The sequence below is a fragment of the Pontibacter liquoris genome (genome assembly GCF_022758235.1).
Lineage (GTDB): Bacteria > Bacteroidota > Bacteroidia > Cytophagales > Hymenobacteraceae > Pontibacter > Pontibacter liquoris.
The window spans coordinates 354,828-368,881 of sequence record NZ_JALEBG010000002.1; the positions used below are offsets into that span (position 1 = coordinate 354,828).

Here is a 14,054-nt window from a genome sequence, read left to right on the forward strand (position 1 = left end):
AAACGCAGATTTCTCGTTACACTCGAAATGACAAAAATCAAATGGCAAGTATAGCATCAAACTATAAACCCAAGTATAAACTATACCTTACTGCACCTCCTCCGCATACCCCGACAAAATCAGGGCGAATACGGCGTAGTTGATCATGTCGCGGTAGTTGGCTTCCACGCCTTCCGAAATAAGCGTCTGCCCCTCGTTATCCTCGATCTCCTTGGTGCGGTAGAGCTTCATCAGAATAATATCAGTGATGGAGCTAACACGCATGTCGCGCCAGGCCTCGCCGTAGTCGTGGTTCTTGGCCGTGAGCAGCTTGATGTTCTCCTCGATATGGTGCGTATACTGGCGCTCCACCTCTTCGGCCGACAGGCTCATGGGGGCATCGGCAGGCAGGCTCAGCTGCATCAGGGCAATCACGCAGTAGTTGATAATGCCTGCAAACTCCCCGTTAATGTCGTCTTCTACCAGCTGCTTGCCTTTTTCCTGGATGGACCGGATGCGCTGCGCTTTGATAAAGATCTGGTCGGTGATGGAAGGCAGCCGCAGCACACGCCAGGCGGTACCATAGTCCTTCGTTTTTTTCACAAACGTATCCTTGCAGCGCTGTATTACCCGATTATATTCCTGGAGTGTTTGACTTATCAATTTTTTAGGTTTAATTTTAAAGACACTTGACGCAAAGGGCACCATTGGAAGCGAAAGATACGCTTTTTAGCAAAAAAACCACACTCAACTGTCGCGGAAAAATCCTGCAGCTGGACACGCCGAAGGTCATGGGGATCCTGAACCTGACCCCCGACTCTTTTTTTGCCGGCAGCCGCCTGCACTCTACTGATGAGGCCGTACGAAAAGCGGAAGCCATGCTGGCCGCTGGCGCCGATATCCTCGATATCGGGGGCTACTCCAGCCGCCCGGGTGCCGCCGATGTGCCGGCGCAGGAAGAGCAGGCGCGCATTGTGCCGGCTATTGCAGCCATTGTAAAAGCGTTTCCGGAGGCGATCCTGTCGGTGGATACCTTTCGGGCCGGGGTGGCCGAAGCCGCTATTGACGCCGGCGCCGCCATCATCAACGATATTTCGGCCGGCCAGCTCGACGAGGCCATGTATGAAACCGTTGCACGGCTGCAGGTGCCTTACATTCTGATGCACATGCGCGGCACGCCCCAAACCATGGCAAGTATGACCGCATATGAAGATCTCGTAACCGAGGTGCTGGACGAACTGCAGGTGCAGGCAGCCCGGCTGCGGCAGCTTGGCGTAAAGGATATTATCGTGGACCCAGGTTTTGGTTTTGCCAAAACCGTGAGCCAGAATTTTGAACTGCTGCAGCACCTGGAGGCGTTCCGTATACTTGGCTTGCCCGTGCTGGTGGGCGTTTCGCGCAAGTCCATGGCTTATAAATTTCTGGGTATCGACCAGGCCGACGCACTGCCCGGCACAATAGCGCTTAATACCATGGCGTTGATGAAAGGAGCCGCCATTTTACGGGTGCACGACGTAAAAGAAACTAAACAGACCATCGAACTTTACAAGAAAACAACACTTTGATATTCTTATTCAGCATAGGTTTTTTAGAGATCAATTTTCTCGATATTATCGACATCCTGCTCGTAACGGTGCTGCTCTACCAGCTCTACAAGCTCCTGACGGGCAGCGTGGCGCTGAAGATCTTTCTGGGGCTGTTGTCTATTTACCTGCTGTACCTGGTGGTGCGCGCGGCGGGCATGGAGCTGCTCACCATTATACTGGGTCAGTTTATGGGCGTGGGCGTGCTGGCGGCCATCATACTTTTCCAGCCCGAGATACGGCGCTTCCTGCTGATGATTGGCAAAACCACTGCCTTTAACAACGACCGCTTTTTCCGGAGCTTCCCGTGGCGCCGCGAGCAGAGCGACAAAATAAGCCTCACGCCCTTTATCGAAGCCGCCAAATCGCTGGCCGGCAAAAACACAGGCGCCCTGATCGTGTTTGCCAAAAGCTCGGAACTGAAATACTATGCTGAGTCCGGCGATCTGATCGATGCCATTATTTCCAAGCGCCTGCTCATGTCCATTTTTAACAAGAACAGCCCCCTGCACGACGGCGCCGTGATCATTGCAAACAACCGCATCAAAGCGGCCCGCTGCATTCTGCCGGTAACCGAGAACAACGATGTGCCGGCTTCCATGGGCCTGCGCCACCGCGCCGCCATCGGCCTCACTGAAGTGACCGATAGCATTGTGCTGGTGGTATCGGAAGAGACCGGGCAGATCGCGTTGGTCCGGAATGGTGAAGTGTTCCGCAACCTCTCTTCGGCAGACTTGCGCATTAAGCTCAACCAGTTCCTCTTCGACACCGATCAGCGCCCGGCGGCCGCTGCCACCGAAAAATCCAGTACCGCCGCATAATTACAAGCGCTGCTGTAACAGAATTGAAACGCTGGATCAGGAAGAGAAATCTTTTTTCAGAAAAGAGGCCCGCCATGGCTGCTCCCCTGCTCTATACTTGGAATAAGCGCCTGGCAAGTATACCAACCGGAAAGTATAAGCAGGTAGGATGATGGAAAACCAAGCAGCAAAGTATAGCCGCTCGGAATGGCTTTTCTTATACTTCCCTGCCGTATACTTTAGATGCTGCGCCTGTTCCAGGCAAACCAGTAAATAGCAGGCCCTACGATCGGCACAATCCATAGCACGGCCATCCAGGTCAGGCGCTGGTTCAGGTTATAATGCGATTTAAAGACAAGGTGATGAAGGCTGTAAACCACAAACACGTAGTTTAAAATAATGAGCCAGAATACAACAGGATTGTGATTTAACAGATTCATGTGCCGTTTCTTTTTCTTCAGACAATAACCCGGATAATTGCACTTATACCTCACCCTCCTGCAGCAAAATGCTGCGCCTCGCCCCTCTTGTGTACGGGATTATTTTGCCATCCGGACAAGTTATAAAAAATAAGCCACTCCCGCTACAGGAGTGGCTTTTCTATACTTTAAGCAAGTATAAGCTGCGCGTGATAACGCCAGGCAGCCGAATGCTTTTTATTTCAGCACACCCAGCTCTCTGCCCACTTCGGTAAAGGCGGCAATGGCTTTGTCGAGGTGCTCTTTGTCGTGCACGGCCGACATTTGCACCCGGATGCGCGCCTGCCCTTTGCCTACTACCGGGTAGTAGAAACCGATCACGTAAATGCCTTTGTCGAGCATGCGAGCAGCAAACTCCTGCGCCAGTGGGGCATCGTACAGCATCACCGGCACGATCGGGTGGTCACCGGGCTTGATGTCAAAACCGGCTTCGGTGATCTTCTCGCGGAAGTACTTTGTATTCCATTCCAGCTTGTCGCGCAGCTCGGTGGTCGCGCTCAGCAGGTCCAGCACGGCAATAGAGGCGCCCACAATAGAAGGTGCCAGCGAGTTGGAGAACAGGTATGGGCGTGAGCGCTGACGCAGCATGTCGATGATCTCTTTGCGGCCAGACGTGAAACCGCCCATCGCGCCGCCTAAGGCTTTGCCCAGCGTGCCTGTAATGATGTCTACTTTGCCCATCACGTTGTGGTACTCGTGCGTGCCGCGGCCGGTCTTGCCCATAAAGCCGGTGGCATGCGAGTCGTCCACCAGCAACACGGCATTATACTGCTCGGCCAGGGCTACGATCTTGTCCAGCTGCGCCACGGTGCCATCCATCGAGAAAGCGCCGTCCGTAACGATCACACGGTGCTTGGCTCCCTGCGACTCCTGCAGTTTTGCCTCCAGGTCGGCCAGGTTGTTATGCTCATAGCGGTAACGCTGCGCTTTGCACAACCGGATACCGTCGATAATGGACGCATGGTTCAGGGCATCCGAGATAATAGCCGATTCGGCATCGAACAAAGGCTCAAACACCCCGCCGTTCGCATCGAAGGCCGCCGCATACAGGATGGTATCCTCTGTGCCCAGGAACTCCGACAACTTGCGTTCCAGCTCTTTGTGGATATCCTGCGTGCCGCAGATAAAGCGCACCGAGCTCATCCCATACCCATGGGTGTCGATAGCTTCTTTGGCCGCTTCAATTACGCGCGGGTGCGCTGAAAGGCCCAGGTAGTTGTTGGCGCAGAAGTTAAGCACGTGGGCCTGCTGCGTGGTATTAATGTCAGCGCCCTGCGGCGTGGTAATGATGCGTTCTTTTTTATACAAGCCTGCTTCCTGAATTTCGGCCAGTTGCTGTTCTAAATCTGCTTTTAAGGTTCCGTACATTTTATCGTTGTTCGTTAGTCGTTTCGCGTTATTCGGTTTGAAGAATTTTCCTGTTAAGCGCCTCCTTCATCGGGCTTTGGCGGCGGACGGCGCATAATGGGCCTTGGCCGCGGAGGCTTCCCTTCTTCTGCAGGCGTTTCCTTTGGCAATTCCTCTTTGGGCGCCGCCTTGTTCTCTGCGGCTGGTGCCGGGCGCTTCATCACCGGCCGGGGGCGCGGCGGCTTTGGTGGTTGCTCTGTTGCGGCTGCGTCCGGTGCCTGCGGTATAGGTGCTTCCTGCTGGCCGGTAGTTTCTTTTACTTCCTCTTCAGGTGTTTGCTGCAGGGCTGTCGGTCGCTTGATTACGGGTCGCGGCCGCGGCGGCTTGGGTCCTTCCCCGGCCGTTGGCCCCGGACTTTCCTCTCCAACAGGAGGGGCCGGAGGCAGCGCTTCTGCTGGCTTCTGCAGCGCCGCGGGACGCTTTATCACAGGTCTTGGGCGCGGAGCTGTAGCGGCAGCGTTTTCTGCTGGCGGCGGCGTTTCGGCTGACGCATCGTGCTCAGGCGCCTCTGGCTTTTGCAAAGCGGCGGGCCTTTTTATCACCGGGCGCGGCCGTGGCGCTGCCGGTGGCGCTGTCGGCGACGTTTCTGAAGCGGCAGGCTGCACCTGGTCTGCTGCTGTTGCGGCTTCTTCGCTTGCTGCCGTGGGTGGTTGCATGGCAGCCGGCCGGCGGATGACAGGGCGCGGTTTAGCGGGTGCGGGTGTTTGTGCAGGTGTTTCCTGTGGAACAGCCGGCAAAGACGGCGCTTCGGCTGGCGCTGGTGGAGCATCAGCCGCTGGTCGTGGCGCAGCCCGCCGGCCCGCTACGGCAGGACGCGCAGCCGCTGCAGGGGCAGCAACAGCCGGTTTGGGCACCTCGTCCTCTGCCAGGTGGTAGCGCAGGCGCACATTGTTGAGGACCATCTTGGTCGAAACATAAAAGCTATTGGCATGCATCTGGGCATACATTTCCTGCCACGCGGCAAAGCGCGCCGGTTCTGCCGCTTCAAAAGCTGCTTTATTTATTCGTTTCTTTACCAGGTACTCTTCAAATGTCATGCTCAGGTAGTGCTATAGCGGCAAATCTGCGGCCTGGTCGTCTGTTTGGCCTATCATACGTTAAATCCCGACGTCCTCTTTACAAAGATAGGAATTTCAATTACCTGAAACAGCGGAAGGCGCGCTTTCTGATTTCAGCGGCCCCTATTAACAAATAGTTAAATCTGCTTTGGGCACTTCTCCAGCTTAACCTGCTGCCCTACCTTTGTCCGCAAGGTGATTACGATTAGATTAGTTAAGGTTAGATTAGTTCTTGAGAGCGCTTGCTTTATAGCAGGCGTTTTCTGTTTTACACGTTTTTTATTAGTTGCCGCCCTATAAACCTTTCTTTGTCGTTATGTTTTAGTATTGCCCCGAAATGGGTTACTTTGCGCAACAATTTATGGCAACAATGGCAAACACGAGTGATACGGTACTGGTAATTGGCGCCTGCGGGCAACTTGGCTCTGAGCTTACCCTCGAGCTGCGAAACATGTATGGCGGGGCGAATGTAGTGGCAGCGGATATTTCAGCACCCAAGCAAGCCGATTTACGCGATTCCGGTCCTTTTGAGAAAGTTGATGTGCTGGACCCAAAGGTACTGGCCGACCTGGCCTCAAAGTATAAATTCAAGCAGATCTACCACCTGGCGGCCGTGCTCTCGGCTACCGGCGAAAAGAACCCGAAATTTGCCTGGAAACTGAACATGGACGGCCTTTTTAACGTGCTGGACCTTGCCCTGGAGCATAAGGTAAGCAAAGTATACTGGCCCAGCTCTATTGCCGTTTTTGGCCCTGGCACGCCGCGCCAGCACACGCCGCAGCACACTGTTATGGACCCCAACACGGTCTATGGCATCAGCAAGCAGGCAGGTGAGCGCTGGTGCGAATACTACTTCGAAAAGTATGGTTTGGATGTGCGCAGCCTGCGCTATCCGGGCCTGATCGGCTACAAAGCCCTGCCCGGCGGCGGCACCACCGATTATGCCGTGGATATTTACCACAAAGCCTTGAATGGCGAAACGTATGAGTGCTTCCTGAGCGAGGACACCTACCTGCCGATGATGTATATGCCGGACGCCCTGAAAGCCACCCTGGACCTGATGCACGCCCCGGCCGAACAGGTAAAAGTGCGCAGTTCGTATAACCTGGGCGCCATGAGCTTCTCGCCGAAAGAAATAGCTGCTTCCATCCGGAAACATATTCCTGATTTCGCGATCACCTACAAGCCCGATTCGCGCCAGCAGATCGCAGACTCCTGGCCGCAAAGCATCGACGACTGTGCCGCCCGGCAGGACTGGAACTGGAACCCCGCCTACAACCTGGCTGCCATGACAGAAGACATGCTGGTAAACCTGAAGAAAATGAAGCAGGAGCAAACGCTGGCGTAGCCGGTTAAGTATAGCTTTTTAAAAGGGTGATAGCAGTGTTGTTATCACCCTTTTTATTTTGGGGAGGATGAGGTGATTCTTACCCTGGTGTTCTATGGTTATACTTGCTGGCGGTGGATGCTATAGTTTATACTTTGGCTTATACTTGGTAGTGGCTGTTCTTCAAGTATAATATTTCGGCTATAATTCCTTGCTGCTGTTCTCAGGTCTACACTTGCTGCTATACTTGTTAGCTACTGTTCTTGCTCAGCCTTATACTTGTTCTTGTTTCATCTTTGGCTTTGGAGCGCTCCAAGCCCGCGGGGGCTCGTCCTTGCGTTTCGCACTGTGGCGTGAAGCTGCCCTAGCGGGCTGCCCTGACGGGCACCGCAACACACCAAGGCGCTCAACCCAAGGACTGGGAAGCTTTCGATAGCTACTGTCTATTACTATGCTAACCTCTTGTAGGGACAGGTCGTGACCTGTCTGCGCGATGGCTGCCGCTATGAAACCTTAGCCTAAGTATAGCAATAGCCGAAGTCCCCCTTTGAAGGGGGTAGGGGGATGTTATCACCTAAACTATGCTGCTTAGACTTTACTCAAGTATAAACTCACTCTCCATACCTCTTCTTTTTTGTCATCCTGAAAGGATCTTGTGAGCAAGCTAATGAAGCTAAAACTACAACGCTTATACTACAATAACCGGCTCCCCTCCTTAGTCAAGGAGGGGTCAGGGGTGGTTGGCCCTGGACCTGCAACGCTCATCCCAGCCCTCTCCCACTAACTTTCTCCGGTAAAGGCAGTTTATACTTGCGCAACGTATAACCTGACCTATGATCGTAAACGCCATTCCGGAAGGCTGGGAAGTGATTTACCAGCAGGCACATGGGGTGCTGGCAGCAGAGCTGGCTTACTACCTGAAGCCCAACCTGCAGTGCCCGCACTGGGTAGCCACCCTCATTGCCATTGCCAACCACGACAACCGCCAGAAAACATGGCAGGGAAAGGACGGCCTCACCCCCGCCGGTGCGCCGGCCGATTTCGCGCTGCAGCCGCCAACCCTGGAACAGGCCGAAGCCCTGATGCACGCTGTGCCGTTTCAGGGCCAATGGGTTACGCTGCTCACCTCGATGCACATGAGTTTCCTCTATGAAAAGCTGCGGAGCACCGGCCAAGCGGCTGATATCTTCCTCAACAACCAACAGGCCCTGCAGCAGGCCTGCCGCAGGCACCTGCACATCAGCAGCCGGGAAGCTAAAAAAGCGTATGCCATCCTGCAATGGTGCGACCGCCTCTCCCTTATACTTTGCCGGCAGGAGCTGCCCGCCGACGAACGTGCTCTTGAAATTACCGCCGGTCCGGATAACCAGACCTACTTTATAAGGCAATCAGGCGATGGGGCTCTGCACGTGCAGCCCTGGCCTTTTAGTTCGCGCCAGCTGGAGGTGCAGGTAGAATACCGGGTACTGAACCAGCTGCAGTTTAAAGACGATGACCAGCTGGCCGCCGCCCTACGCGCAGCAGTCGTAAAGTACCGCAAATGGCGTTTTGCCCAGGTATAAAAGCTGTTAAATCATGGTATCCGCAGCCCCGGGCAGTAACCCGGGAGGCCCTGACCCAAGTATACACTGCTACCAGAAGCTTTTTAAAGCCCATACTTAATCAACAAAAACGAGCGAGCGGGAGATGAATATAATTGAATCGAATGACGAAGAACTGCGGCGACTGATCTTTGAACGGGATAAAGTTATTGTGAAATTTATAGACGAGCATTGCCCGGTATGTAAAAGGCTTGCTCCCGGCTTTACCAACATGGCCGCTAAGCCTGCTTACCAAAATATTACGTTTGTGCGCATGCACGCCAAAGAAAACCCGGTTTCCAGCCAGGAAGTTAAAATGACGGGCACCCCATTCTTTGCCACCTACAAAAACGGCACCCTGCTCGATTGCGGTATCGTCTCTACCGAAGATGCCCTCCAGAACATGCTGCAAAAGCTGCTTTAGGCTCGGGCCCCAATTAGTTTGGTACGACCCTTGCCTGTTATAGCTGAACTGAAAAAGACGTCGTAACTTGCGCCGCTTTTTAAGGAGGCCTGAATCGTGAAAAAATTATCCCTGTCCCTGCTTTTATCTGTTGCATTTGCCGGCTCGCTGGCGCTGCCCGGCTGCTCGAGCACCGAAATGCTAACGGCCTCGGCGCCCGCAACGGCTACTGTCGCGCCGGTGTACCAGCCCCGGCTATCGGCTGTTACGGTGCCTGTCTCCATCTCCATCACAGCCATTGAGCAGCGCCTGAACCAGGAAGTAAATGGTGTTTTATACAAAGACGACAAGCTGGAAGGCGATAATGTGGCCGTAACCGTGACCAAGCAGGGGCTGCTGCGCGTGCGTGCCGAGAAAGACAAAATATACTTTAGCGTGCCGCTGCACATTTATGCCAAAGGCCGCTGGAAGTGGGATCCTTGCAAGCTCTGCCCCGCCATTGATAAAACTGAAGACACCAGCTTCGACATGGTCATTAAAACAACCAGCAAGGTCAGCCTGACGGAGGATTACAAGCTAAATACCGTAACAAGCGGCGACTTTGAATGGGGCGAAACCAAGCCAACCCTGCAGCTGGGCCCGCTCTCCATTGGCCTGGCCCGTTTTGTGGAGCCTGCCATGCGCCAACAGATGGCCACGCTTACCAAACAGCTGGACAAGGAGCTGCAGCGCCACCTGGACATGCGCAAGTATGTGTCGCAAGCCTGGTTGCTGATGCAGGAGCCCGTAAAGCTGGACAACAACATGAACGCCTGGCTCACCATCGTTCCCAAAGAAGTACGCATTGCCCCGCTGCAGGCCACCGACGGTATGCTGCGCACGCGCCTGGGCATTACCTCGTATATGGCGGTAACCACCAACGGCAAGCCTGCCGTGCAGCTGAATAAAAACCTGCCAAAGCTCATCGTGGACAACCGCCTCAGCGATGCCATTCAGATCGGCTTAACGGCTGGTATACCCTATGAGCATGCCAGCAAATTGTTACAGCAGCAGGTGGCCGGGCAAACCTATACTTTTGATGGTGGCAAAAGCCAGCTCAAAGTAAACAACGCCTCACTGCTGCCCGGCGGTGAGCAACTGGTGCTGATGCTGGATGTGAACGGCAAGACCAAAGCCGGCCTGTTCACCAAAAAGATCGTGGGGAAAGTATACCTGCGTGGTACCCCGTATTATGATGCGGCCACGGCGACGATCAGGGTGCGGGACGTGGACTATGACCTGGATACCAAAGACAAACTGCTGAACACGGCCAGCTGGCTGGCCAAGAACAAGTTCAAAGACATGATTCAGCAGCAGGTGAATTTTCCGGTGCAAAGCCAGTTGAACGACGCCCGCCAGCTGCTGCAGGTGGCGCTGGATAAACAGGGCCGCATAAACGAATCGTTGCTGCTGCAGGGTAAAATTCAGGATATAGCCCCCGATGCAATCTACCTCACGCCCGAAGGGATAAAGGTGGTGGTAAATGCCACCGGCAACCTTACCGCTACCATAGACAAACTATAAGTTTTGCTGCTACACAGCGCCCGAAAGGAGCATCCGGTACCGGGTGCTCCTTTTATTTTGCGGCCGCAGTAGTTTTTTCTAGACGGGTTCGGAATGGTTTTTCTGCTGGTTTTAACTCCTGGCAGGCGGGCTGTTTTCATGCGCCTGTTGCCCTCACAGCTAGGCTTTCCGGCTTGGGCCACACGTGTGCGCTGCGCCTTTTAAAGTATAAACCGGGCCGGGCCGCTTTAACCCCAGCTTAAAACTGCCGTATCAAAACAGCACGAACCGTATAACCTGCACAAAAAACAAACTATGCCCAGACCTTCTCTAAAAGAGATTTTCCCATTATTTAAAACATCCATCAGCGGCTTTACGGCTGATAATGCCCTGAGCCTGGCTGCTGCGCTTGCCTTTAATGCCATTTTTTCCATCCCGCCGCTCCTGATCATTGTGATCCGGGCAGCCGGTTTTTTCCTGGGAGATGAGGCAGTATCAGGCAGGCTGGCCGAACAGATATCGGGGGCCGTGGGCGAAGGGGCAGCCGAGGGCATCCAAACCATCATTGAGAATGCCAAAATGAGCGACTCCGGCGGCATTAGTTTCTGGATTGGCCTGGGCACGCTGCTGTTTGCCGCCACCACTTTCTTTGCCACGCTGCAGCAATCGCTCAACAGCCTCTGGAACCTGAAAGTAAAACCCACCAACAATATTTTGTACATGGTAAAAGAGCGGGTGTTCTCTTTCGGTATCATTCTGAGCATTGCCCTGCTGCTGCTCGTGTCCTTCGTGATCAGCGCGGCCATTTCGATCCTGAGCGATTACCTGACCCGCTTTATTGCTGACGCAGCCGTGTGGTTGATCTGGCTGGTGGATTTTGTTGTGTCGGTGGGCCTTATTACGCTCTTGTTTGCGCTCATCTTCAAATACATGCCCGACGCCTACATCCGCTGGAAGGATACGCTCATCGGGGCTGCGGTTACGGCGCTGCTCTTCACCATTGGAAAGTTTCTCATCAGCTGGTACATCGGCACCAGCGACCCCGGCTCTGCCTATGGCGCAGCAGGTTCGGTTATACTTATACTTGTCTGGATTTATTACTCGACCATGATCGTGCTTTTTGGCGCCGAGTTCACGCAGCAGTATGCCAACCGGTTCGGGCAACGGTTACGGCCCAAGCCCCACGCCGTGTTTGTGGAGGAGCGCGAAGTGCACGAAGACCGCGACGATGTAGCCAGCGGCCGCCCCAAACCCGAGGGACGGTTTAACAAATCATAAATTAAAAAGCCTGCTCCCCCACGGAGCAGGCTTTTTAATTTATACGTTTCCGCTTCAGCAAAACGGCCGTTATATGCTTGTTAGGCAGTTTCTTTCTGCTTTACTGCCAGCTGCCCGCAGGCCGCATCGATATCTTTGCCCCGGCTGCGGCGCACATTTACCTGCAGGCCACGGTCGGCCAGGTAATAGATAAAGTTTTGCCAGCGATCTTCGTTGGTGTTCTGGAAATCGGCGTTCTCGATCGGGTTATACTCGATGAGGTTGATCTTGCACGGGATAACCTTTGAAAAGCGCAGCAGCTCCTCGGCATCCTCCAGCGTATCGTTGAAGTTATCAAACACAATGTACTCGTAGGTTACCTTGCGGCCCGTTACCTGGTGGTAGTGTTTCAGGGCATCGATCAGCGCCTCAAGCGAGTTGGTTTCGTTGATGGGCATGATCTGGTTGCGCTTCTCGTCGTTGGCGGCGTGCAGCGACAGCGCCAGGTTAGCTTTTACGCCATCATCGGCCATCTTTTTGATCATCTTGGCAATGCCGGCGGTGCTCACCGTAATGCGGCGGGCGGCCATGCCCAGGCCGTCGTGCGACGTAATACGCTCGATGCTTTTCATCACGTTAGCATAGTTGAGCATCGGCTCGCCCATGCCCATGTACACGATGTTGGAAAGCGGCTCGCCATACTGCTTCATACTTTGCTCGTTGATGCGCACCACCTGGTCGTAGATCTCGGCGGCATCGAGGTTGCGGACGCGGTCCATATAGCCGGTTGCACAGAACTTACAGGTAAGCGAGCATCCTACCTGGCTGCTCACGCAGGCGGTTTTGCGCTCGTTGTGCGGTATCAGCACGCCCTCCACAATGTTGCTGTCGTAAAGCTTAAAAGCCGATTTGATGGTCCCGTCTTTGCTCAGCTGCTCGGTAGCCACCTGCACTGCGTTAATGGAAAAGTGCTGCTCCAGCTTTTCGCGCAAGGTCAGGCTGACGTTGTTCATCTCGGCAAACGACTGGGCCGCATGCTTCCAGAGCCACTCGTATACCTGCTTGGCACGGAACGGTTTCTCGCCCTGCTCCACGAGCCAGGCTTTCAGGTCGTCCAGCGTTAGCTTCCGGATATCTTTCTTATTTAAAACAGGAATGTCTGCGATCAGATTCATACCACAAAATTACAAAAATCATCCGGCTTTAGTTTCAATCTTTGCCTTTACTTCGTCGGGCAGCCCCATGAGCTTGCGCGTAGCGTAATTAAAGCACAGAATACCGGTCTTGGCATGGGCTACGTCTTTGCCATGCTGGTTTACCACGTGGTAGGTGATATCGAAGCCATACTTGCTTATTTCGTCAAACGCCATCTTTATTGTCAGGATGTCGCCGTAAAAGCCTTCGCCTTTGTACGCGATAGCCACATCGGCCATAATGATGCCGACCCCACCCAGGTCCAGCTCGCTGTAGCCGTAGTGGTGCAACAGCTGCAGGCGCGCTTCATGCAGGATAGACAGCAAGGCATCGTTGCCCAGGTGCCCGCCATAGTTGAGGTCGGTGATGCGTACGGGAATCGTAGCTTCGAAATGCGTGTGGGCAGGCAGGGTGATGTGGATGCGGGGCATGGTTCTGCGGGTTGATTGTTGGTTGCTGATTGCTGGTTGAAAGCTGTTTATTGTTAGTTATTTATTATTAGATTGTTTTATTGTTGTAAAGTGGTTTTGCTGTTTTTGCCGGTGTGACACCGGAAAGGCCGGAATGGAAGCACGTGCTTCCTGCAAATGAACCATACCGCCAATTCACCTTCCAACCATTTAACAATTTAACAATCTAACAATTGTCAACCAACAATCACCATCCAACTACCAGCAATTTAACAATTAACCTGTTGCAGACAGCCGGCAAGTATGCTTACATTTGTAAAGTAACAGAAAAACAATGCACCTCGAAATACGACAGACAAAAGACGGCTCTAATACCTTGTATGTGCCCGAATTAAACGAGCATTACCATTCGGTGCATGGGGCGTTACAGGAGTCGCAACATGTCTTTATCAAGCATGGGCTAGAGCACGTGCTTGCTACTAAAAAGGATATTAAGGTGCTGGAGGTGGGCTTCGGCACCGGCCTGAACGCCATCCTTACCTACCCGTTTGCTTTGGCGCAGAAAGCCTTTATCCAGTACGACTCGATCGAAAAGTTTCCGCTGCAAAATGATGTGGTAGCAGAGCTGGGCTACAACCAGGCCATCCTGAACCCGGAGCTGTACGAGGCTTTTCTGCAGATGCACCACGCGCCCTGGAACGAGCCGACCAGCCTGATCCCTTACTTCACGCTGCAGAAGATACACGAAACGTTGGAGGAGTTTATAGCGCCTGCCTCATACTACGACATTGTATACTTTGATGCCTTTGCTCCCGAAAAACAGCCGGAATTATGGGCTGACGCCATGTTTGCCAAGCTCTACAAGGCCATACGCCCGGGCGGCGTGCTGGTAACTTATTGTGCCAAAGGCTCCTTTAAGCGCAGCCTCAAAGCAGCCGGCTTTACCGTGGAGGCCCTGCCCGGCCCTCCCGGCAAACGCGAAATGACGCGCGGTGTAAAACCTGTTGCGGGCTTATACCTGTAGGCTGCCGGCCG

Annotated in this window: 14 protein-coding genes; 8 read left to right on the plus strand and 6 right to left on the minus strand. The window is 53.8% G+C overall.

Annotated elements, in window-relative coordinates:
* Window positions 1-87: 87 nt before the first annotated feature.
* Window positions 88-642, minus strand: a complete 555-nt coding sequence (locus LWL52_RS14830; RefSeq protein ID WP_242921262.1) for a DUF1599 domain-containing protein — start codon at window positions 640-642, stop codon at window positions 88-90.
* Window positions 643-686: 44 nt separating this feature from the next.
* On the opposite strand from LWL52_RS14830, the gene folP reads away from it, so the two are divergent.
* Window positions 687-1,544 (plus strand): dihydropteroate synthase, encoded by an 858-nt coding sequence (gene folP, locus LWL52_RS14835; protein WP_437179364.1) that lies wholly within the window; start codon window positions 687-689, stop codon window positions 1,542-1,544.
* The gene (gene cdaA / locus LWL52_RS14840; RefSeq protein ID WP_242921264.1) at window positions 1,541-2,383 is read left to right on the plus strand and encodes a diadenylate cyclase CdaA; all 843 of its coding nucleotides are present in this window, start codon (window positions 1,541-1,543) and stop codon (window positions 2,381-2,383) included. The genes folP and cdaA overlap by 4 nt, the downstream gene beginning before the upstream one ends.
* 218 nt (window positions 2,384-2,601) lie before the next feature.
* Here cdaA and LWL52_RS14845 read toward each other — a convergent pair whose 3' ends face one another.
* From LWL52_RS14845 to LWL52_RS14855, 3 genes are all read right to left on the minus strand, one after another.
* A complete protein-coding gene (locus tag LWL52_RS14845) occupies window positions 2,602-2,802 on the minus strand; it encodes a PLDc N-terminal domain-containing protein (RefSeq protein WP_242921266.1) in 201 nt (66 codons plus the stop codon).
* 216 nt (window positions 2,803-3,018) lie between these two features.
* A complete protein-coding gene (kbl, locus tag LWL52_RS14850; protein WP_242921268.1) occupies window positions 3,019-4,209 on the minus strand; it encodes a glycine C-acetyltransferase in 1,191 nt (396 codons plus the stop codon).
* A gap of 53 nt (window positions 4,210-4,262) precedes the next feature.
* Window positions 4,263-5,285 carry a hypothetical protein gene (locus LWL52_RS14855; protein WP_242921270.1) on the minus strand — a complete coding sequence of 341 codons (1,023 nt, stop codon included), beginning with the start codon at window positions 5,283-5,285 and terminating at the stop codon, window positions 4,263-4,265.
* 391 nt (window positions 5,286-5,676) lie between these two features.
* Between LWL52_RS14855 and LWL52_RS14860 the strand changes: the two genes are divergently transcribed.
* From LWL52_RS14860 to LWL52_RS14880, 5 genes are all read left to right on the plus strand, one after another.
* Window positions 5,677-6,654, plus strand: coding sequence for an NAD-dependent epimerase/dehydratase family protein (locus LWL52_RS14860; protein WP_242921272.1), 978 nt, complete (start codon window positions 5,677-5,679; stop codon window positions 6,652-6,654).
* Between the two features lie 812 nt (window positions 6,655-7,466).
* Complete coding sequence (locus LWL52_RS14865; protein WP_242921274.1) at window positions 7,467-8,195, plus strand: DUF3891 family protein; 729 nt, start codon at window positions 7,467-7,469, stop codon at window positions 8,193-8,195.
* A 124-nt stretch (window positions 8,196-8,319) separates the two neighbouring features.
* Window positions 8,320-8,637 (plus strand): thioredoxin family protein, encoded by a 318-nt coding sequence (locus LWL52_RS14870; protein WP_242921275.1) that lies wholly within the window; start codon window positions 8,320-8,322, stop codon window positions 8,635-8,637.
* A 96-nt stretch (window positions 8,638-8,733) separates the two neighbouring features.
* Window positions 8,734-10,179 carry a DUF4403 family protein gene (locus LWL52_RS14875; RefSeq protein WP_242921276.1) on the plus strand — a complete coding sequence of 482 codons (1,446 nt, stop codon included), beginning with the start codon at window positions 8,734-8,736 and terminating at the stop codon, window positions 10,177-10,179.
* A 294-nt stretch (window positions 10,180-10,473) separates the two neighbouring features.
* Window positions 10,474-11,436 carry a YihY/virulence factor BrkB family protein gene (locus tag LWL52_RS14880; RefSeq protein ID WP_242921277.1) on the plus strand — a complete coding sequence of 321 codons (963 nt, stop codon included), beginning with the start codon at window positions 10,474-10,476 and terminating at the stop codon, window positions 11,434-11,436.
* Between the two features lie 80 nt (window positions 11,437-11,516).
* Here LWL52_RS14880 and rlmN read toward each other — a convergent pair whose 3' ends face one another.
* Together rlmN and LWL52_RS14890 are read right to left on the minus strand one after the other, a co-directional pair.
* Window positions 11,517-12,590, minus strand: coding sequence for a dual-specificity RNA methyltransferase RlmN (gene rlmN / locus LWL52_RS14885; RefSeq protein ID WP_242921278.1), 1,074 nt, complete (start codon window positions 12,588-12,590; stop codon window positions 11,517-11,519).
* Window positions 12,591-12,608: 18 nt separating this feature from the next.
* Complete coding sequence (locus tag LWL52_RS14890; RefSeq protein ID WP_242921279.1) at window positions 12,609-13,040, minus strand: acyl-CoA thioesterase; 432 nt, start codon at window positions 13,038-13,040, stop codon at window positions 12,609-12,611.
* 313 nt (window positions 13,041-13,353) lie between these two features.
* Here LWL52_RS14890 and mnmC2 point away from each other — a divergent pair, with 313 nt between their 5' ends.
* The gene (mnmC2, locus tag LWL52_RS14895; protein WP_242921281.1) at window positions 13,354-14,043 is read left to right on the plus strand and encodes a tRNA (5-methylaminomethyl-2-thiouridine)(34)-methyltransferase MnmC2; all 690 of its coding nucleotides are present in this window, start codon (window positions 13,354-13,356) and stop codon (window positions 14,041-14,043) included.
* The last annotated feature ends 11 nt before the right edge of the window (window positions 14,044-14,054 follow it).

What these genes read in the sequence shown, in the direction of transcription:
- LWL52_RS14845 (WP_242921266.1), bottom strand. Translation starts at nt 2,802, where the DNA reads ATGAATCTGTTAAATCACAATCCTGTTGTATTCTGGCTCATTATTTTA.
- kbl (WP_242921268.1), bottom strand. Translation starts at nt 4,209, where the DNA reads ATGTACGGAACCTTAAAAGCAGATTTAGAACAGCAACTGGCCGAAATT.
- LWL52_RS14855 (WP_242921270.1), bottom strand. Translation starts at nt 5,285, where the DNA reads ATGACATTTGAAGAGTACCTGGTAAAGAAACGAATAAATAAAGCAGCT.
- LWL52_RS14860 (WP_242921272.1), top strand. Translation starts at nt 5,677, where the DNA reads ATGGCAAACACGAGTGATACGGTACTGGTAATTGGCGCCTGCGGGCAA.
- LWL52_RS14865 (WP_242921274.1), top strand. Translation starts at nt 7,467, where the DNA reads ATGATCGTAAACGCCATTCCGGAAGGCTGGGAAGTGATTTACCAGCAG.
- LWL52_RS14870 (WP_242921275.1), top strand. Translation starts at nt 8,320, where the DNA reads ATGAATATAATTGAATCGAATGACGAAGAACTGCGGCGACTGATCTTT.
- LWL52_RS14880 (WP_242921277.1), top strand. Translation starts at nt 10,474, where the DNA reads ATGCCCAGACCTTCTCTAAAAGAGATTTTCCCATTATTTAAAACATCC.
- rlmN (WP_242921278.1), bottom strand. Translation starts at nt 12,590, where the DNA reads ATGAATCTGATCGCAGACATTCCTGTTTTAAATAAGAAAGATATCCGG.
- LWL52_RS14890 (WP_242921279.1), bottom strand. Translation starts at nt 13,040, where the DNA reads ATGCCCCGCATCCACATCACCCTGCCTGCCCACACGCATTTCGAAGCT.
- mnmC2 (WP_242921281.1), top strand. Translation starts at nt 13,354, where the DNA reads ATGCACCTCGAAATACGACAGACAAAAGACGGCTCTAATACCTTGTAT.